The organism is Providencia sp. PROV252 (assembly GCF_033676005.1).
GTDB lineage: Bacteria > Pseudomonadota > Gammaproteobacteria > Enterobacterales > Enterobacteriaceae > Providencia > Providencia vermicola.
The window spans coordinates 4,008,425-4,027,551 of sequence record NZ_CP096294.1; the positions used below are offsets into that span (position 1 = coordinate 4,008,425).

18 protein-coding genes are annotated in these 19,127 nt (G+C 39.8%); 3 read left to right on the plus strand and 15 right to left on the minus strand.

The features are described from left to right. Positions 1-600: 600 nt before the first annotated feature. The 3 genes from M1F05_RS18475 (at position 601) to M1F05_RS18485 (ending at position 4,319) form a co-directional block, all read left to right on the plus strand. Positions 601-2,019, plus strand: coding sequence for an NAD(P)/FAD-dependent oxidoreductase (locus tag M1F05_RS18475; protein ID WP_206083381.1), 1,419 nt, complete (start codon positions 601-603; stop codon positions 2,017-2,019). A gap of 124 nt (positions 2,020-2,143) precedes the next feature. After that, positions 2,144-2,644 (plus strand): RidA family protein, encoded by a 501-nt coding sequence (locus M1F05_RS18480; RefSeq protein WP_206083380.1) that lies wholly within the window; start codon positions 2,144-2,146, stop codon positions 2,642-2,644. Between the two features lie 211 nt (positions 2,645-2,855). After that, the gene (locus tag M1F05_RS18485; protein ID WP_206083379.1) at positions 2,856-4,319 is read left to right on the plus strand and encodes a hypothetical protein; all 1,464 of its coding nucleotides are present in this window, start codon (positions 2,856-2,858) and stop codon (positions 4,317-4,319) included. 89 nt (positions 4,320-4,408) lie between these two features. Here M1F05_RS18485 and M1F05_RS18490 read toward each other — a convergent pair whose 3' ends face one another. From M1F05_RS18490 to M1F05_RS18560, 15 genes are all read right to left on the minus strand, one after another. Continuing rightward, positions 4,409-5,167: an ABC transporter ATP-binding protein gene (locus M1F05_RS18490; RefSeq protein ID WP_206083378.1), complete on the minus strand. Its 759-nt coding sequence runs from the start codon at positions 5,165-5,167 to the stop codon at positions 4,409-4,411. A 1-nt stretch (position 5,168) separates the two neighbouring features. After that, on the minus strand, positions 5,169-6,158 hold the full coding sequence (locus M1F05_RS18495; protein WP_047757179.1) for an iron chelate uptake ABC transporter family permease subunit: 990 nt from the start codon (positions 6,156-6,158) through the stop codon (positions 5,169-5,171). Then, a complete protein-coding gene (locus M1F05_RS18500) occupies positions 6,145-7,107 on the minus strand; it encodes an ABC transporter permease (RefSeq protein ID WP_206083377.1) in 963 nt (320 codons plus the stop codon). The genes M1F05_RS18495 and M1F05_RS18500 overlap by 14 nt, the downstream gene beginning before the upstream one ends. Before the next feature lie 3 nt (positions 7,108-7,110). After that, on the minus strand, positions 7,111-8,079 hold the full coding sequence (locus tag M1F05_RS18505) for a siderophore ABC transporter substrate-binding protein (RefSeq protein WP_206083376.1): 969 nt from the start codon (positions 8,077-8,079) through the stop codon (positions 7,111-7,113). Between the two features lie 357 nt (positions 8,080-8,436). Next, positions 8,437-8,709 (minus strand): helix-turn-helix domain-containing protein, encoded by a 273-nt coding sequence (locus M1F05_RS18510; protein ID WP_206083375.1) that lies wholly within the window; start codon positions 8,707-8,709, stop codon positions 8,437-8,439. Between the two features lie 14 nt (positions 8,710-8,723). After that, positions 8,724-9,566: an adhesin gene (locus M1F05_RS18515; protein WP_206083374.1), complete on the minus strand. Its 843-nt coding sequence runs from the start codon at positions 9,564-9,566 to the stop codon at positions 8,724-8,726. A gap of 17 nt (positions 9,567-9,583) precedes the next feature. Beyond that, on the minus strand, positions 9,584-10,114 hold the full coding sequence (locus M1F05_RS18520) for a fimbrial protein (RefSeq protein WP_206083373.1): 531 nt from the start codon (positions 10,112-10,114) through the stop codon (positions 9,584-9,586). Continuing rightward, complete coding sequence (locus M1F05_RS18525; RefSeq protein WP_241016808.1) at positions 10,114-10,599, minus strand: fimbrial protein; 486 nt, start codon at positions 10,597-10,599, stop codon at positions 10,114-10,116. The genes M1F05_RS18520 and M1F05_RS18525 overlap by 1 nt, the downstream gene beginning before the upstream one ends. A gap of 11 nt (positions 10,600-10,610) precedes the next feature. Continuing rightward, positions 10,611-11,165 carry a fimbrial protein gene (locus tag M1F05_RS18530; protein ID WP_206083372.1) on the minus strand — a complete coding sequence of 185 codons (555 nt, stop codon included), beginning with the start codon at positions 11,163-11,165 and terminating at the stop codon, positions 10,611-10,613. Next, positions 11,158-11,739 (minus strand): fimbrial protein, encoded by a 582-nt coding sequence (locus M1F05_RS18535; RefSeq protein WP_206083371.1) that lies wholly within the window; start codon positions 11,737-11,739, stop codon positions 11,158-11,160. Before M1F05_RS18535 ends, M1F05_RS18530 begins: the two co-directional genes overlap by 8 nt. Positions 11,740-11,752: 13 nt before the next feature. After that, positions 11,753-12,505 (minus strand): fimbria/pilus periplasmic chaperone, encoded by a 753-nt coding sequence (locus tag M1F05_RS18540; protein ID WP_206083370.1) that lies wholly within the window; start codon positions 12,503-12,505, stop codon positions 11,753-11,755. 35 nt (positions 12,506-12,540) lie between these two features. After that, on the minus strand, positions 12,541-15,231 hold the full coding sequence (locus tag M1F05_RS18545; protein ID WP_206083369.1) for an outer membrane usher protein: 2,691 nt from the start codon (positions 15,229-15,231) through the stop codon (positions 12,541-12,543). 20 nt (positions 15,232-15,251) lie between these two features. Further along, positions 15,252-15,803, minus strand: coding sequence for a fimbrial protein (locus tag M1F05_RS18550; protein WP_318825896.1), 552 nt, complete (start codon positions 15,801-15,803; stop codon positions 15,252-15,254). 79 nt (positions 15,804-15,882) lie between these two features. Continuing rightward, the gene (locus M1F05_RS18555; protein WP_206083367.1) at positions 15,883-16,413 is read right to left on the minus strand and encodes a fimbrial protein; all 531 of its coding nucleotides are present in this window, start codon (positions 16,411-16,413) and stop codon (positions 15,883-15,885) included. A 1,454-nt stretch (positions 16,414-17,867) separates the two neighbouring features. After that, on the minus strand, positions 17,868-19,124 hold the full coding sequence (locus tag M1F05_RS18560; RefSeq protein ID WP_206083366.1) for an amino acid deaminase: 1,257 nt from the start codon (positions 19,122-19,124) through the stop codon (positions 17,868-17,870). Positions 19,125-19,127: the final 3 nt, after the last annotated feature.

Genomic DNA, 19,127 nt, shown 5'->3' on the forward strand with positions numbered 1-19,127 from the left:
TGAAATAAATCATTTTAAATCCCCCAAGTTATTACCCTCATCAACACTAGGTCATTCATCAATTAAAAATAAATTTAAAAACTATTATTTTTCATAATGATAGATTCATGAGCAAATCAAAAAGTAAAGTTAATACACCAAACCAGAGTATTACCATTCAGAAGATGAAATCTGTCGTTTAATTAACCAAAAGTTGAATGAAATTAGCGCAAGCATTTAATTAAAAAATTATTTTTATATTATATGATTAGCTACATGACTTAACCTATATTTAGCATTTTGTTCTGTCATTCATTATTTTAATTTTTCACTGCATTAATACCAAAAAGCACAACTTAAGTACAATAATTAACTTTACACCCGTACACTTTTAATTACATTAATATTTCAAAATCATTAATTAGCTAATACATAAATTTGAATGATCTCCGACAAACCCTTTACAGCACTGAGCACACCAATTTACGTTCATATTCATTTAATCGACTTTTATTAACAAATGCTACCCCCACTTAACAATTTCAAAATATATGATAAGATCATTATCTCAATTTGAAATTATTTACTATATAAAAAACAAGATTGTTATTGAGGTTATAGATGAAAATCTCGAGAAGAAAGCTATTATTAGGGGTTGGTGCTGCTGGTGTTCTGGCAGGGGGTGCAACAGTTGTTCCGATGATCCGTCGTGAAGGCCGTTTCGAATCTACACCATCGCGCGTACCAGCTGTTGCTGGCACTGAAGGCAAATTACCTGAGTCTGCAGATGCAGTCATCATCGGTGCTGGCCTTCAAGGGATCATGACAGCCATTAACCTTGCTGAAAAAGGTTTGAATGTTGTTATTTGTGAAAAAGGCGTTGTCGGCGGTGAGCAATCAGGCCGTGCATATAGCCAAATCATCAGCTATAAAACCTCACCAGCGATTTTCCCTTTACACCACTACGGAAAAATCCAATGGCTCGGTATGAACGAAAAAATCGGTGCTGATACTAGCTACCGTGTTCAAGGCCGTGTTGAAGTTCCTTCAAGCGAAGAAGATTTAGAAGTTTCAAGAGCTTGGATCAAAGCTGCTTCTGAAAACCCAGGTTTCGATACCCCATTACGTACCCGTATGATCGAAGGTACTGAACTGGCAAATCGCTTGGTTGATGCTCAAACTCCATGGAAAATCGGTGGATTTGAAGAAGATTCAGGTAGCCTTGACCCAGAAACCGTCACCCCAGCAATGGCAAACTACGCAAAATCAATCGGTATCCGTATCTATACCAATTGTGCAGTACGCGGCATTGAAACAGCGGGTGGTAAAATTTCTGATGTTGTGACTGAAAAAGGCGCTATCAAAACCTCTCGCGTCGTTCTGACTGGTGGTATTTGGTCTCGCCTGTTTATGGGTAACTTAGGTGTTGATGTTCCAACACTCAACGTTTATCTGTCACAACAACGTATTTCAGGCGTTCCTGGTGCACCGAAAGGCAACGTCCACTTACCTAACGGTATTCACTTCCGTGAACAAGCAGATGGTACCTACGCGGTTGCACCACGTATCTTTACCAGCTCTATCGTTAAAGACAGCTTCCTGTTAGGCCCAAGATTCCTACACGTATTAGGCGGCGGAGAATTACCATTAGAATTCTCTATTGGTAAAGACTTATTTAACTCCTTCATGATGTCGACATCTTGGAATTTAGATGAGAAAACACCATTTGAAGAATTCCGTACTGCAACCAATACACCAAACAATGAACACTTAGATGGCGTTCTGGAAAGACTGAGAAAAGAATTCCCAGTATTTAAAGAGTCTAAAGTAGTTGAACGTTGGGGTGGTACCGTTGCACCAACAGATGATGAAATTCCAATTATTTCAACAGTCGAACAGTATCCAGGTTTAGTCATCAATACCGCAACAGGTTGGGGTATGACTGAAAGTCCTGCATCTGGTCGCTTAACGGCTGAATTGTTAATGGGTGAAACACCATTTATCGATCCAACGCCGTACAAACTTTCTCGTTTTAACTAATAAGCGAAAAAGTCGCGTTTTTTTTTACTGGGATCTATCAGTCAATGGAATTAGGCTAAACTAAAAACTGGCCTTAAGTGAAACTGATAGTTCCCGTTTACTTTGATAATGTTAAGGAGTTTACATGCGCTATAAAACTTTATTGCTTTCTCTGCCTTTGATTTTAGGTGTAGCGAGTGCAAATGCAGCTGAAGATGTTAAACGCGTTCCTGTGAAAGGATTCCCTATCTCTGAATCAGTAGAAATCAGCGCGGGCAACCTTATTTTCCTAAGCGGAAAAGTTCCTTCTAAAATCTCTGCAGATGCCAAAGAAGGCGTTTTAGAGTCTTACGGTAATACCGAAGCACAAACTATCAACGTGTTAAAACAAATCCAAGCTAACCTTGAAGGTATGGGTTTGACTATGAACGACGTTGTTAAAATGCAAGTATTCTTAGTTGGTGGTGAAGAAACTCAAGGGACTATGGACTTTGCTGGCTTTATGGCTGGTTACAACAAGTTCTATGAGTCTGAGAAAGTGACTAACCTACCAGCTCGTTCAACTTTCCAAGTCGCTAAACTGGCTAACCCAGCTTGGAGAGTGGAAATTGAAGTAACAGCGGTTCGTCCTGCTGCGAAAAAATAAGTTATTCTAACGAATAGCGAATCGATAATGGGGCATAGCAATATGCCTCGTTATATTTTCTCTCTTTCCCCTTCCCTCGCAATACTTTTTCATTGTCTTTCACAGACTGTCACCGTGATTTCCGCTATTTTATGGTTTTTATAAAACCATGTTATGCTTCATTGATTGATAAAGAAGCAAAAAAGATAAAAGTTCCCAATAAAGGCGCAATATGATTAAAGAATCTCTCAAGATCCATGGAAAAAAACAGTTTGAGATTAAACAAAAAGTGTCAATTCCACGTAAGTCTAAAGAGATCCGCTACCAAGTAGAGACCTTTTTCTTTTTGCCTTCTTCGCTGCAAATCAATCCTGACTTATACACAGCCTCTAGCCTGCAGCGCAGCCTTAAAAATTACATTCGGCTCAGCCCTCCTACGGTAAAACTGTCTGCTTTACCGGAAGAAAACGGGGAGTTAGACGATTTAAAACGTTGGTTGGAGCAGTGTGATCCACTCAATCCCCCCTCGCTAGATGAGTATGAAAATAGGCTTAAGCGCTATACCTTAACCTTTAAGCGAACCGTACGAATTAATATCAAAATGGTGAGCCAAAACCCACAACGGAAGACTGCGGAATATTTAACGGAATTAATGGCAAATATTGCAAAATGCCTATCTGTTTATCGTGAGCTCGCCACTCAGGCCACCCTGATTGAAAAACATATTCATTCCAACGCGTTTTCATACTGTGACGAGTTTATGACTTACTACACCATAAATTATTTACGTGATTTGTTAGCCGATAAACACATGCCATTACGGGAAGAAATACGTCATTTTTGGTATCAAGAAATGCGTTACCTGAAAAAACAATACCCTGATTGTTTCCCCAGTGATGAAACCGATGCTGAGTTGGTGACTTATCGTCGTAATTTATTGAAAAAATATATCAATCGATATCTCTATTTAGAAATTCGTCATAAACGGGGACTTCCCCTGCTATTACACTCTATTTATGGTATTGCTGCTGCAATTTCAATGCTTTTCGCTACTGTTATCGCCTTTTTCTGGCAGGGAAAATATGGAGCCTTAAGTGCAAATTTATTTTTGGCGATGGTCATCGGTTATATCTTCAAAGATAGGCTGAAAGAAGTAGGTCGAGAGCAGTTGTATCGCCTATTCCAAAAATGGATCCCTGACCGCCAATTACGTATTTATCGTGAGGGTGTAAAAGCACCTGTGGGTATTTGTAAAGAGTCTTTTCGCTTTATTAGTGAAAACTCACTCTCCCCAGATATCCGTGAGATGAGGCAAAAATCCCATTGGGTCAATTTAGTTAATGTCCAGCGAATGGAAGATATCCTGTATTATCGCAAAGATGTGCTACTGCATAACCGCCATTCAGTGTTTGAAAAAAACCAGTCATCAATCGCTGATATTACGCGTTTTAATATTTCGGATTTCCTGAAATATATTGATATCAGTTATGAAGAATTAACTGTCAATGATGATGAACCTGCAATTATTGGTGAAAAGGTGTATCACATTTACCTTTGCCGCCGCGTCACTATTAATAAAAAAACCTACAATGAACTGGCGCGCTTAGTAGTCAATGCCGATGGGATAAAACGTTTAGAAGTGTTGCAGTCACTAGACTTACTGACAACCGATGAAGATATTGAGATTTCACCGTAGGCGTTTTATTTTCCTATCCTATTATTTTGACTAATTTAGGTTGTAGCCGCCACGGCTACAACCTAAAGGATGACGAAAATTTAAAAGAGTTAATAGTACAAAGCAATATACTGGTCATCCACCTGCTTAATATCAACCGGCGTGTCAAAGATATCCTCAATAATTTCTGATTTCATGATGTCTTCAGGCTTGCCATGATAAGACAAACGGCCATTTCTTAGTGCAACAATGTAGTCTGAATACACGGATGCGAAGTTGATATCGTGGATCACTAAAATAATCGTTTTACCCAGCTCATCTGCGGCGCGGCGCAATAACTTCATCATGATCACTGCGTGTTTCATGTCGAGGTTATTTAAGGGCTCATCCAGTAGAACGTATTCGGTATCTTGACACAGAACCATTGCCACATAAGCACGCTGGCGTTGTCCACCAGAAAGCTCATCTAAATAGCGGTGGCGTAAATCAGATAAATTCAGAAATGACAGTGATTCATCAATTTTCTGTTTATCTTCAAGGTTTAAACGCCCTTTAGTGTAGGGATAGCGCCCGAACCCCACAAGCTCTTCTACTGTTAAACGGCTCGCAAACTGGTTTTCTTGGCGCAAGACAGATAAACATTTGGCTAACTTATCGCTTGGTGTTGTCGAAACATCTAATTCATTGACCTTAACATGACCGCCTTCATCGGGTGTTAACAAACGGCCTATAATCGACAGTAAGGTGGATTTACCTGCCCCATTGGGCCCAATAATCGAAGTGATACCGCTATTTTTAATGGTTGTTGTGACGTTATCTAAGACCTTAGTATCCTGATAACTTTTCGATATCTGACTAATCTCAATCATACTAAAACCTTCTTAACACCATATAAATAAAGAATATTCCGCCAACAAACTCAATAACAACGGACAAGGTTCCCGCCATATTTAAACCATATTCAAGAACGAGCTGTCCGCCAATCAGCGCTATCACACCTAACAAGAAAGACACGGGTAATAAATAGCGGTGCTGGCTACTCCCACTGATAAAGTAAGCCAAGTTTGCCACCATCAGTCCTAAGAAGGTTAAAGGCCCAACCAAGGCGGTTGAGATAGCGACTAAGATGGAAATCAGCAGTAAAATAACCGTGACTTGTTGGCGATAATTAATCCCTAAATTAACGGCATTGGCCTGCCCTAATGCCAAGACATCAAAGCAATAACGCATCCGCCACAAGAGAACGCCAACGACAACAGTAATAAGCAAGGTAAAGAAAATAAGCTCTGGCGTACCTCGAGTGAACGTTGCAAACATGCGGCTTTGTAAAATGGAAAACTCATTTGGATCCATTAGACGCTGGAGTAATGTGGCCACACTGCGAAATAACGTGCCTAAAATGATACCTACCATCAATACCAGGTTGATATTCATTTTCACAGAGACAAATAACCAGCGATAAAGCAGAACCGAAAACAGCACAAGCAAAGTCGATTCCAACAGGAACTTACCGATATTTAGTAACCATGAAGCAGGGAAGCTGTCAGTATAAAAAATAAAGACGGTTTGCAACAAGACAAACAAAGCCTCAAGCCCCATGATTGATGGCGTCAATATTTTATTATTTGCAATGGTTTGGAACAATACTGTCGATACCCCCGCTGCAAACGCCACAACAATCATGGTCAACACGATATAACCACGATGCGGTAGAATATACGCAAGGTTATTGCCTAAGTTGATTGTCATATAAAGCACAATGGATAGCAGCGATAAAGCCAACAATATCCATATTCTTTGCAGTGGCGTTAACCCTTTTTTAGGTTTTGCTAACGCAATTGCGGAGTTAACTTTTTGCATAACGTTGTTGCTTCAACAATAAATATAAGAAAATAACAGCGCCAACCACACCTAGAATCACACTCGCAGGGATTTCAAATGGATAGCGGATCAAACGCCCAATAATGTCGCACAGTAAAACTAAACCACCACCCGCAATACATATCCACGGAATGGTTTTGCGAATGTTATCCCCCATCACTAAGCTCACAAGATTTGGAATAATTAAGCCTAGGAAAGGTAACGCACCAACCACAACGACCACGACACCGCTAATCAGCGCGATAATGGATAAGCCGATGGTCATGACTTTACGATAATTGAGCCCCACATTAATGGAAAATTCACGGCCCATACCAGCAACAGTAAAACTATCTGCAATCCAGCAGGCGATTAACGTGAGAATGCCCACCAGCCAAAGCAATTCATAGCGACCCTGAATGATGCTAGAAAAGTCGCCGCTCATCCATGCCCCAAGGGACTGAAGTAAATCAAAATAATAGGCTGTAAAGATAGTTAACGCGCTAATCACCGCACCTAACATGATACCCACTAATGGTACTATCAACGCTGATTTTAAAATGACACGGCGTAATAACAGCATAAACAGCATCGTGCCAATCAGGGCAAAGCCACTTGCAACGACCATTTTGGTCATAATACTTGCCGCTGGGAATAGAATCATCACGACCAGTAAGCCTAAACTGGCAGACTGTGTTGTACCCGCAAGCGAGGGCTCAACGAAGCGGTTTTGTGTGAGTAATTGCATGATAAGCCCTGCAACACTCATGGCACTGCCGGCTAAAATTAGGGAGACGGTTCGAGGAATTCGGCTAATAAAAAAGATGTCTTGCATCTCTGGGTCGGTGAAAAGCGAAACGGGTGACACGTCACCCGCTCCAACAAACAAGCTTAATACCGCTAAAACCAATAACGTGATAATTCCACAAAAAAGATAAAGCGTTTTCATTGGTTATTTTGCTTGGCTCTTCTCTAATGCGTTATTGATATCATCCATTAATTTGGAATAGGTCTGGATACCGCCTGAGATGTATACCGCTGTTGGGTCAAGGTAAGTAATCTGGCCTTTTTCCCATGCAGCTGTTTTTCTCACTAATGCGTTATCAAGTACTTCCGCTGCAGGTTGTGCGTCTGCTTTACCAATCGCGCTATCACGGTCAATCACAAACAGCCAATCTGGGTTTAATTTTACCAGTAATTCAGCATTGACGATGTTACCGTGACGACCCGTGTTTTCTTCAAAGACATATGCAGGCTCGAAACCTAACACATCAAAAATAAAGCCAAAACGTGAACCTGGGCCATAAGCAGAAATTTTACCGCCACTGACTAAAATCACCATCGCTTTACCCGCAGTTGGGGCTTTAGTTTTAATACCGTCAATTTTGGTATTGAAATCGGCAATCAGTTTTTTTGCTTCTTCTTCTTTACCAAACAGGGCGCCAAGCTCATTAGTACGCTCAGTTAAGCTACCGATAAAGTTTTTGTTGTCGATATCTAAAGAAATCGTTGGAGCAACGCCGCTCAATTTATCATATGCATCACGAGCACGACTACCACCTAAAATCAGGTCAGGTTTTGCGTTACTTAATGTTTCATAAGCAGGTTCAAACAGCGTTCCGCCATTCACATACTCAGAGCCACTGTATTTCGTTAAGAATTCAGGAAAACGTACGTTGGTTTGTGGAACCCCTGCGACGGGTGCACCTAATGCATCCATGATGTCCAGCGTTTCCATGTTCATGACAATCACTTTTTGTGGATGGCGAGGAATTTCAGTTTTGCCTTGTACATGTTCAATTGTAATGGTTTGTTTCTCTGCCGCTTGGGTTGTTTCTGGCGTTTCTTTTGCGTTATCGCAACCCGCCAAAACTAAAGCGGATAATAAGGCAAGACCTGAAACTAATGATTTTGCAAACATCTTATTTCCTCCATCCATCTATAAAAGTACTGACGATAAAATGTCAACGTCTCGAAGAGGGGGTATCTTACACGTTATTAAGCGCTAATGATATTAGTTTGCATTTGCATTTGCTAAAAAGATGTTAGAACGCACAAAATCACCAATTCTATAAATGGATATCAATCAAAATAAAGCGTAGGAAAGAAATATTAGAAAGGAACTCATTGCAATGATGGATAATCAACGCCCTAAATACAGGGCAAAAACAAATAGGCTGAGTCTTCAACTACATTTGCATTCTGGCAGCTCAATTATAACGAACGACAGAAATTATAATCCCAGCCTATTTATCATTAATACCAATTTAAACGCTCATCAATGAATGTCATCTAGCCGCCCATTTTCAATGAGTTGGGAGCTGATATCTTCCAGAAACCAATCAATTGGTGTTTCCATCAAAAATGAAAGTTTAAATAAATGAAACAGGTCAATTTTGATCTTCCCTCTTTCATAACGAGAGATTTGTTGCTGGCTTACACCTAGCAGTTGAGCCAGTTGAAAACCCGTATAACCGAGCTCTCTGCGTTTCTCTAAGATCCTTTGACCGACCATATAATGGATTTTTTCACTACCGTTTTCTGAATACATATTTTCACCATTTATTAAGGTACAGTTAGAATAAGGGCTGCCGCGCCTTCAAATGTGCCAGGTTGAACACGACCATTCGTCCCTAATACGGCTTTCAGGTTGACGGTATTTGTTCCCCCAGCAGGTACATAAAATTTATAACCCGCCTCTCCTGGCGTGTTATTCGCCCCTAAAAATAAGTTGGCATATAAACTACCATCTGGCTTTAAGTTAACCCGACCATTTGTAACGTTAACCCCTGTTGCGACAACCAGCACATCCATCGCTAGATTACATGTTACAGTGATGGGGACTTCTTTTGCTTGCCCTGCGAGATCAGCTTCACTAATTGCACCAAAGTTAATATCTGGGATACTGTTATTGATCTTACAGGCGCCAATTGGTGGAGGTGCAATACCACATAATGAACCAGGGATTAACCCTCCATTATTTGTCACGCCTGTCGTCTCTTGATAAAATAATCCCACACATTCTTGGTTATTCTGTAACCTGACACCTGTGTGTACAGCCCATTGTGTTGCAGGAGCCAGTGCTTTAGTCATCACTCCAGGGATGTTCTGAACCTCTCTCATCGTCCGGTACTTAGAAATTTCAGCAATATTTACTGTTGCCGCACCAGGCGTTCCATTCGCTGTATGTTTATGGCTAATGGTGAGGTAACATTGAGGCCAACCATAGCAAGGGTTCATCACACTGGGTGATTCAGGATCCCAACGGGCTATAACATATTTATAGTCTGCATCCCCTCTAGCTGGATTGGCTCCTGGCTTTGACTCTGTGATATAAGAGAATATGGATGCCGATGCAGAAGATGAAAACATGACTGCACCAATTAATAGAGATAAGAAAACTTTCATATTAGTTCACAGCCTTATTATTCATAATCTAATTTAAATGTGGCCACGGCACTGTATGGCCCCACTTTAATTGTCTTGTTCTTAATCGCTTCAGGCTCACCTTTTAAATAGGCATAAAAGCGCAGTTGGTTAGCCCCATTTTGTAATGTAATCTTCGCGCCTTTTTTTTCGATATCGAGCGCTGTTTTATCACTGTTTTGCAGTCCCACAGCAAAACCTGATGCCACACTGCTTGTTGAAAGCGCTAAAAAACCAGGTAATGCGAGGTTTGGTGTTCCTGAGAAAGTCACCTCAACAGATTTACCAATTGTGGTATCACAGTCTGCTAATTTAATCGCAAACTCCCTCGGTACCGTTTCGCCATAGGCATAAAAGTTCTTTTCTGGCGTATCAAAAAAATCCATCGGGATATTTTCATCACCAGGCAAAATTGTGCAGGGTTCTTCCACTAAGTTACCGATAATTTTTAAGTTATCTGGTACAGCAAAAGCCGCATTCACATTTATGAATAAAGCACCAGCAACTGCACATTGAATTAATTTGTTCATTATTGGTACTCCGCGAGCAATGTCCCTGTTGCGGTAAAGCTTCCTTCTGGCAACGTAATGCCTGGTTTCTTCACAGGCACCACCGCGAGAACAGGCGCTTGCCCATAAACAATTTTCATTGGCTTATTAATTTCAAAACCAAGGCCATTTTGTGTAATGCGCATTCCAAGGTCTTGAATATTGGTTTGCAGAGCGGCTTTGTCAAAATCAGTTGCCGTCCCCTTAATAGTGAGTATTAAATCCCAACCTTTTAAATTCGCATCACATTTCAACGCATAATTAATCGGTTTTGTGAAGTTAGTACCATCAATTTTATGTAAGCCAATATCTTTATAATCAATAACTTCCACTTTATCTTCAAATACAGTACACGGAGGTGGTATTAATAAAGTGCCTGTAAATTCCACGTCATCAGCAATAGCTATACCCGTAGGTATAACTAACAAACTCATTACCAGAGGAAGTTTTTTTATGAATTTTTGCATTGTTCTTCCCCTTATTGATAATCAAGTTTGATAGTGACACCTGCACGAAAAGCACCACCTTGTGTCAGTGTTTTCGATAAATCGCGAACAGGTATCGCTTCAAATTGAGGTGCATTGGGATAAACAAACTTAATTTCTTGATTTAAGCGAAGTTTGTTTCCGTTATAACGAAACGCAATACCTAAGCCAGGAATATCCGTTTCAACTGCCCCTGAATCAAAAGATATTGGGATCCCAACCAGGGTCATTTTCATTTGTTCAGTGGGTCTTTTATCGCACTTTATATTGTAATTAACTGGCTTAGCGTAAGCAGAGCCATCAATCCGCGTGCTCATGATTTCTTGAAAGTCCACCTTGACAATATTACCGTTATTAATGACGCAAGGTGGTGGTGCTAAAACAACGCCTTTAATCGGAACGGTCACCATACCAGGAGTTATCGTTGCCCTTGTTCCCGCTGAAGGGCTAATACGTGAGTCTGGTAGCCCTGCATATGAAGCTGACGTTGAAAATATTCCAGCAAGGCAGAATGCCAGCAGGTACCTCTGCTTATTTAAATCACTCATAATCCACCTTAAAGTCCATTACAGCGCTGAAACTTCCTTCCGTTAGTTTTTCGGGGGTCCTCACTGGCGTGACAAAATATTGAAGAGTACCCTGTGGTGCATCAAGAAACTGAGGACGCCCTTGGCTTCCAAGCCGAATATCACCTCTTTGCGCATCAGTGACTTCTAATGCCAAACCAGAGACACCTTTAACACTCAACATTTCAGGGAAATATTTATCTGATACCGCAACAAAAGAGACGGTTATCACAGGTTGCATCGCATCCCAAATTGGCGTATCGGTTCGAATGTCTCTCATTCGGCTTGCCGTGCGAATGCAATGCCTAAATTCTAATTCGAATGAGACAGGCTCAGCTCTATCACCTGGTTTACGGAGTGAAGATGAAGGGATCTCCCCTAGAGACACTTCTTGGCGCATTGAATTAGTCACATCCATAGTACAAGCTGCTTCTGTCATCATGCCATTTACTGTCAATGTTCCATGTAAACCCTCTATATCCCAACTATCTGCGCTGCTGGTAAACACAGGCGCGACGCTGAATATAATAGCGCTAAACAGGAGAGTCCTTTTCATACATTATTCTCCGTTATCTGTCCGTCGAAGATTCAACTTTACATGTTGTGCCTGCACAGCCGAACGTTAATTTTGGCCTTCCGCCATAGTCATTGATATACGTTAGAACTGGTTTTGCACCCATTGAACTTGCACTGCCTTTTAGCATTCCATTACTTTTTGGCGAAATCATCACTGGTTCAAATTGTTTAACCGTATCACCACCCACTTTTGAACTGGCATCCACAATGGTGACAAAATAAGCCGTTGGATTACTGACTTCATAAGCATCACCTTTGCGCGTTAACGTAATTTTTTCCTGCCATGGGTTTTCGAGGTCAGTACGTGTGGCATATAGCGCTTTTGGTCGATAAAACAACTTAATGCGTGTCTGCAGTGCAATTTGCAATACGTTAGCTTCTTTACTACGTGGTGGAATTTCACGTAAGTTAAAGTAGTAAACACTTTCTCTATCTTGTGGCAATGCGGATACATCAGGGAGCGATTGAATCTTAACTTGGCTACTTTCACCTGCTTCTACGCGTTGAACTGGCGGTAAAACCGTTAATGGACTTTCAATTTTGTTACCATTCTCATCTTCAATCCAACCTTGCGCAAGATAAGGTAATTCAGTGTTTTCGTTTTTAATATTTAAGCTGATAGTCTTATCAGCGCCATTATAAATGACACGGGTTCTATCCAGTGCAATGGCAGCTAACGCCTGGCCGCACAGCACAGTCGATAACGTAATTGTTGTCGTAAAAAACGCAATTTTTTTAATATTCATAAGTACCAACTCTTTTTAAACTCTAATAACCCGGTTTACTCGGTATAATCGATAATTTGAGCGAGATCCGGTGGCTTCAATAACCAACGCTGACTCGGTGCGACTCCCTGCTGAATTGGCGCTGGCTTATAAGCTGGCGCTGGTTTCCCCACGGGTACCGCTTTTGCTGGTATATAACCAGGCTTGGCATTCGGGCTGTTAGTACAGGGTAATAACAGGGAATTAAACTCTGCCGTGCTAATATTTTCAGGAATCTGAATCTTGCATTGCACGCTACCATCCCAATAAACATCCAACACTTCATTTGGATTCACACCTGAGATATACACAGAACCATTATCCGTAACGATACCTAACTCTCTGTTTTTCTCATTTCGTACTGTTGCACCAAATGGTGGATAGCTACCATCAGCAAGCGCAAGCCTAACCATCGTTTTTATCCCTGATAACACTTCAAACTCACGGTAAGCGACGGCACCTTCTGTCAGTGTAATTGGCTGAGATGTTCGAACTGCTTCCACATTGTCAGGCAAGTTAGTCACATCAATTCGCGTACTGGTACGGTAATAGTCACTGATATCTGCAACGACAGCTTTACCGAACATATTAGTTTCTGTATTTGGCCCAAAACCTTGAATAGGCACGTTCCCCACACCTTCTGTACTGACCATGACTCGGCTTCCGCCTGGTGTATTGATACGGTGTAATGCAGCACCGTGGCCTGTTACAGTTGCACCACCCTGTAATGAGAATGCTGCTGAAGATGTATCACCATTGATATAGCTCGTACTCGCTGTCATCGTTGCCAAATCAGCATAACGCGTGTAGAAGCCATCGATAGTTCCACGACCTCGACTACTCAACCCAGTTCCAACACGATAATTTGTCTTATCATCAATGGCGTCAAAATAGCTGACAGTGTGTGAGTTACCGTCTTTTGTGATCATGTTGTTGTAGCTTATGGACGCTCTATCCGCCCAAGGCACAGACAGGTTCATGTATAACCCATCATCATTGTTTTTATTATCAAATTTGTTACGAAATGCCGTGAGACTTAAGTTAATATTTTTAAAGCGACCAAGATCAAAATATTTAGCAACGGAAAGGTTGTAACGTTTTGCTGCTGGTTTATTCCAATACGTTTCATGGTTATAGTTCAGATATGCCGTCAGATCTGCAGTTGTAAAGTATTTATTAAACGTAATGGTGTATAACTCTTTACTGTTATCAAACTCCACGCCTCTGTAGCGACGATCTAAGTATTGATTCATACTCATAAAGTCACGCTCAGAGAATCGGTAACCTGCGAACGTCACTTGGCTATCATAATCTTCGAAACGTTTTGAATAACTTAAACGATACGATGCACCTGTATAAATTTTGTTATCCGTTTTTAGTTTTGCGCGTGATTCAGTCACATCGAATGAGATAGCACCGAAGGCTAGCAAATCTCGACCAACACCGAGTGATAATGCGTTATAGTCACCTGCTGCAAGCCCACCACCGAATAATGACCAACCGTTAGAGATACCCCAACTGAATTCGCCCATGACGAACCCTTGCCCTTCGGTTTTATGATCCATATTATTTGGGCGACCACCCGCAACTTTGAAAAGCACTGAACCAGGTCGAGTCAAATACGGTATTGATGCAGTATTCATCTGGAATTCTTGTACTGAGCCGTCTTGTTCTTCAACCCGTACATCTAACTTACCATTAACAGCATCACTTAAATCTTGGATACGAAAAGGCCCTGGTGCGACTTGGGTTTCGTAAATCACTCGCCCTTGCTGAGTTACAATGACTTTTGCATTTGTTCTTGCAACACCTGTAACTTCAGGTGCGTAACCACGTAAGTTTGGCGGCAGCATTCTCTCATCAGAGATCAAACTTGCCCCCATATAACGGAATGAATCAAACAGCCCTGAACGCAAAAACTGTTCACCCATTGTCAGCTTTGCATTTAGCTCTTTTACAGCTCGGTAAGCGTAATATTGGCTCCAATCCCAACGACGGTCTGTGGATTGCCCATTAGTGCGATTATAACTTGCTTGCCAATCTGCTCTAAAGCGCCATGCACCTAAGTTAAAGCCAGTTGTTCCATTCCCTGTTAATGATTGGGTATTGGCTGAATCTGCAGGTCTTGTGATGTTAGCATTCAAGTTATAGTCAAAAAGTAAGGCAGGTACACCTTCGTCCCAGCGGGATGGCGGATCCCAATTATCAGAAGTAAACTCAATATAAGCCTGTGGTACAGTCAACGTGACAGTTTCTTTAGCCAACGAGCCAGCTATTGTCATTCCTGGAATACTTTCAGGAATTAAACATTGCCCTTTGCTATCAAACTGAACCTTTTTTTTCCATTCGTCTCGTAAAGCAATGCTATCGACAATATTTGCCGTCAAGCATGGCGTAGTGATACTAGGATCATTGGGATCAGCAATATATTCAATATCAAAGCTATCAGCGAGGTCTCGGTTATTTAAATTAACCTTAAATGGATATTTCCCTGGCATCACATAGCCAGCACGAGAGAACTCATTTAAAGAAATATTGCTTTTATCCTGAAGATCTAAAACATCGGTATTAAACTCAATACTATCATTATTCGCATTAGCTAAATTTATATGAGCAATTGCAATGAACACCATAGCCGCTACAGGTGTTAAAAAATAACTTACTGAGTTATTAGATACTTTATTTTTACTTTTTAATAACAGAGCCATAATAGTCCCTTAGTAATAACTCAGTAATAATCCATCTTAAAACGGATAGTGGTCTGATAGTTTCCTGGCTTTAAACGTTTATTATTAGGCACAACACGCACGTTATAGTGAAGTGTTGTTTCACCTGCTTTGATAGGCAAATCAGGCATCGCCTTACCAGGGATTGCAACATTTCCATCAGCATCAGAAATTTTTACTGACAATCCATTTGCGTGACCGAAAACATCAAAATTGCGACCATCTGTCGGACCATAAAATGTAATATTGAAAGTTTGCCAATTAGGAGTTCCAGGCGTTACCGGTGTTAGAACACAATTAATAAGACGTATCGAGAAATTACGAACTGGACTTTCTCTGTCATGAATTATTTGACTAACAGGCACAGTAGTTATGCTTACTGATTGATCTCGGCTATCTGCATCAATTGCACAGGGGGTTTCGATAATTGAACCACCCATTGTGACGGTTCCTTCGAATGGACCTTTTGCCCGAGAAATTTGATTTTGTGCACTAACTATTGGGGCAAACATTATTCCTGAAAGCACCATGACAATTGTGCCAAAGTGATTCATAACGACTCCATTTCAACTTAATGAGCAATTTCAATTCATTAAAATTAGTGCCCATACATCCTTGTACGGGCGGTACCAATTACTGGTAGCTCAGAGCAAATGTTGCGATTGCATCAAATTCACCCGGAACAGCAGGTTTGTTTGTCGCGTCTGCATCACCTTGTAAGAATGCAGTGAAGCGCAGTGTGTTAGCACCAGTAAACAGAGTTTGAGATGGAGATTTAGCGCCTAAATCAATTTTGTCGCCATTAACGTCAGTGATAACGATACCCGCATTTTTAGCTGTACCAGCGATAGCTAAACCACCATTAACAGAAGTACTTGGCGTACCTGTGAATGTAGTTTGTACAGTTTTCAGAGTAGTGATATCACACTGTTCTAACTCAATATTGAAAGGACGAGCAACACTTTTACCGCCGCCGTTTAATGCTGAAGTTGCGATAGCACCCATCTTAACTTCAAATGCTTCAGAACCTGGTGGGATTGAGCAAGGAGCATCAATGATTGAACCTTTAAAAGTTACAGTACCAGAACCTTGGTTTGCAGAAGCAGAACCAGCAACAACAGCCAGACCTAAACCTAATACTAAAGCAAGTTTATTTAATTTCATTTTATACATTTCCATTAGATAAAAAAGACGACACAAATTAAAATAACGAGTTATTATTAATCTGATTATTTTAATTTTTTCTTAAAATATGTTTGGTTAGTAAACATTAAAAATTGACATGCTAACTATCCCTAATTTATTAGGCTCCGCTAATAAACCAGATAATTAAACAATGTATCAATGCGAAGCCATTATTATATCTCATTTTAATTATGTCAAATTATAGAGTTAATAAACAACCCAGAGAGGTAAGTTTGTGAAATATATAAAATAATTCAAAAATTACAGCCATTAAATACTCTAATATAGGATAATTAAGTAACCACACTTCAATTTAAATAGACTTTTTTTAATAAAAAACCACAAAATAACTCCATTCTTCAATAATAAAGTTTTTTATACTCATAAAACGGGTGCTTATTAGTGAAAAAAAATGACTAAAAATAAAATATAACTAAAAATCAGAAATAAATAACAAAAAAAACATTTAACCATGTTTTTATTTTAATAAGAAACATCTTAATTTTAAATATTAAATAATTTCATAATGTTTCCAATATTACCTTCTGTTACACATTTAATGTGTTAGTTTAAATGAAAATAAAAAATAAAACATTAAATTACAAATAGTTACCATAAAATAGCCATATAACAAAAAACGAGTAGAAATATGTGTGATTAACAATTACTAATGATTAATCACACTCACATATATATAGCAAAAATAAAACAACACAACAGAAAATCATTAAATAAAAAATAGTAAAAAAATATCAAGTCGTATTAAAACACTAAGAAAAGCATTACAAAAATATTCAAAGTGTGTTTTTTTGTAACTTTCAATATTAATTACGGAATAAAACAACCATAAAATCCATTTATAAAAGACAAAATCAAAGTCAACAACACTAATGAATGAAGGTATTAAGACACCTTACATAAGCCAATAAACTCATCTACTCTCGATACCCCCCAAAATGCTAGGAATTATACTGATTAAATAGTACTGAATAGTTTCATCATTTAAATATTATTCATAATTATTAATTTATACCTTACACTAGCGATGATTACGTAATAATGAAGATGCTACCATCTATTATTATCCTCATTTTATCTAATATTAACTTAACATCATCTTTTTAAGATCTCCTTAAATACCGTTTGATTTATGTCAAGGGAATCCTTTATCTGCACTAGAAAAATTGAATATACCTGACACCTATCGTTTAATTTATAGTGATAAAACATCAATTCCTGCCACTGTCTTGTCAGTAAAAACTGAAATACCTCTGATATCGTAAAATCACTTTATGAGGTAAGACTCTAAAGCTGGCAATTCAAACGTTGTACGCTAATATCCAATAACACAGCCAGTTGGCATTACAAAAATAAATAAAAAAACCAGCTACTTAACAAAGAAGCTGGTTTTAATTAACAAACAAGAATGCGGTTTAGAAAAATGTTGGCATATCTTCTAGCACGTTATATTCATCATCCGTCAGATAAATAACTTTCCACTTATCAAACGTAATGCACGGGTGCGATGTACCAAAAACGAGGATGTCCCCTACTTGAAAATAACAACTTTCATCAAAAGATAAAATGGCATGTTGGTCCATTAAGCCAAACGTTTTTGCACTTCCTCGTTGGAAGGAAAGCCGCTGACCATCTCGATATTGTGCTAAAGGTTGAGGTAACCCAGCATCAAATGCGACATCTCTTTTACCAAAATTAACAATTGCCCGCCCTTTTTCAGGAACCGACTGTACTAATGCCACAATTTCCATTGCGGGCATCAAGTCCCCTTCTAACTGACAAGCGATACTATCCCGCGCTTTTAGGGCTTGTTGAGCCTCATCATAAATACCATGGTCATGTGTAATATAACAACCAGGGCGAATGACAAAGCGAAAAGCCTTTGAAAAGGTAAACTCTGCCACCTTCTTACTCACAAGGTCATACCAAACTGAACCTGCTCCTGTGAGTAATACCTCTCCCTGATATCTATCAAACACCCCCAATCTATCGAGTTTTTGGCTCGTCGCTAAGACTCGCTGTAAGAATTGCTGCACCTCATTAATGTCTTTTTCTGCATCATCGCTATGAATAACACCCTCATAAAATTCAATTCCAGCAATGACTAGAGAGGGTAATGCTTTTAATTCTTCGGCTAACAACAGCGCTTCATCCTCTGTACGACAACCACAACGCCCTCCATTAACACCCAGTTCAATCAAAACATTCAATGTTTGGTTTTCGCGTGAAAAAACCTCGGCAAGTTGTTTCGCATTTTGAATACTATCAACACAACAATACAAGTTGGCTTGATTGAGTTTAACCAGTTCGCCAAGTAACCGAATATTCGTTTTACCAACAACCTGATTAGCAATCACAATGTGCTTAATACCCGATTCAATTGCCACCTTTGCCTGATAAACAGTTCCAACACTCAACCCCCACGCACCTTGTGCGATTTGGCGTTTGAAAATTGCGGGAGTCATCGTCGTTTTACCATGAGGTGATAACGACACATTTACGGTGTTCGCATAATGTTGCATCCATGCAATATTATTTTCTAATTCACGCTGTTTTACGACCACCGCAGGTAAACACACGTCCTCGTGAAGAATGTTTATCTGCACACTCTCTGAGTTAGGCAACCTCGCCGACTTATGCTTTATCTCTTCGAGAAAATTATATTTCGTCATTTG

Excerpts from the sequence above, each read along its gene's own strand:
- M1F05_RS18510 (WP_206083375.1), bottom strand. The coding sequence starts at position 8,709 with ATGTATTCAGAAAACGGTAGTGAAAAAATCCATTATATGGTCGGTCAA.
- M1F05_RS18555 (WP_206083367.1), bottom strand. The coding sequence starts at position 16,413 with ATGAAATTAAATAAACTTGCTTTAGTATTAGGTTTAGGTCTGGCTGTT.
- M1F05_RS18540 (WP_206083370.1), bottom strand. The coding sequence starts at position 12,505 with ATGAATATTAAAAAAATTGCGTTTTTTACGACAACAATTACGTTATCG.
- M1F05_RS18485 (WP_206083379.1), top strand. The coding sequence starts at position 2,856 with ATGATTAAAGAATCTCTCAAGATCCATGGAAAAAAACAGTTTGAGATT.
- M1F05_RS18545 (WP_206083369.1), bottom strand. The coding sequence starts at position 15,231 with ATGGCTCTGTTATTAAAAAGTAAAAATAAAGTATCTAATAACTCAGTA.
- M1F05_RS18515 (WP_206083374.1), bottom strand. The coding sequence starts at position 9,566 with ATGAAAGTTTTCTTATCTCTATTAATTGGTGCAGTCATGTTTTCATCT.
- M1F05_RS18505 (WP_206083376.1), bottom strand. The coding sequence starts at position 8,079 with ATGTTTGCAAAATCATTAGTTTCAGGTCTTGCCTTATTATCCGCTTTA.
- M1F05_RS18520 (WP_206083373.1), bottom strand. The coding sequence starts at position 10,114 with ATGAACAAATTAATTCAATGTGCAGTTGCTGGTGCTTTATTCATAAAT.
- M1F05_RS18525 (WP_241016808.1), bottom strand. The coding sequence starts at position 10,599 with ATGCAAAAATTCATAAAAAAACTTCCTCTGGTAATGAGTTTGTTAGTT.
- M1F05_RS18535 (WP_206083371.1), bottom strand. The coding sequence starts at position 11,739 with ATGAAAAGGACTCTCCTGTTTAGCGCTATTATATTCAGCGTCGCGCCT.
- M1F05_RS18480 (WP_206083380.1), top strand. The coding sequence starts at position 2,144 with ATGCGCTATAAAACTTTATTGCTTTCTCTGCCTTTGATTTTAGGTGTA.
- M1F05_RS18490 (WP_206083378.1), bottom strand. The coding sequence starts at position 5,167 with ATGATTGAGATTAGTCAGATATCGAAAAGTTATCAGGATACTAAGGTC.
- M1F05_RS18530 (WP_206083372.1), bottom strand. The coding sequence starts at position 11,165 with ATGAGTGATTTAAATAAGCAGAGGTACCTGCTGGCATTCTGCCTTGCT.
- M1F05_RS18495 (WP_047757179.1), bottom strand. The coding sequence starts at position 6,158 with ATGCAAAAAGTTAACTCCGCAATTGCGTTAGCAAAACCTAAAAAAGGG.
- M1F05_RS18500 (WP_206083377.1), bottom strand. The coding sequence starts at position 7,107 with ATGAAAACGCTTTATCTTTTTTGTGGAATTATCACGTTATTGGTTTTA.
- M1F05_RS18560 (WP_206083366.1), bottom strand. The coding sequence starts at position 19,124 with ATGACGAAATATAATTTTCTCGAAGAGATAAAGCATAAGTCGGCGAGG.
- M1F05_RS18475 (WP_206083381.1), top strand. The coding sequence starts at position 601 with ATGAAAATCTCGAGAAGAAAGCTATTATTAGGGGTTGGTGCTGCTGGT.
- M1F05_RS18550 (WP_318825896.1), bottom strand. The coding sequence starts at position 15,803 with ATGAATCACTTTGGCACAATTGTCATGGTGCTTTCAGGAATAATGTTT.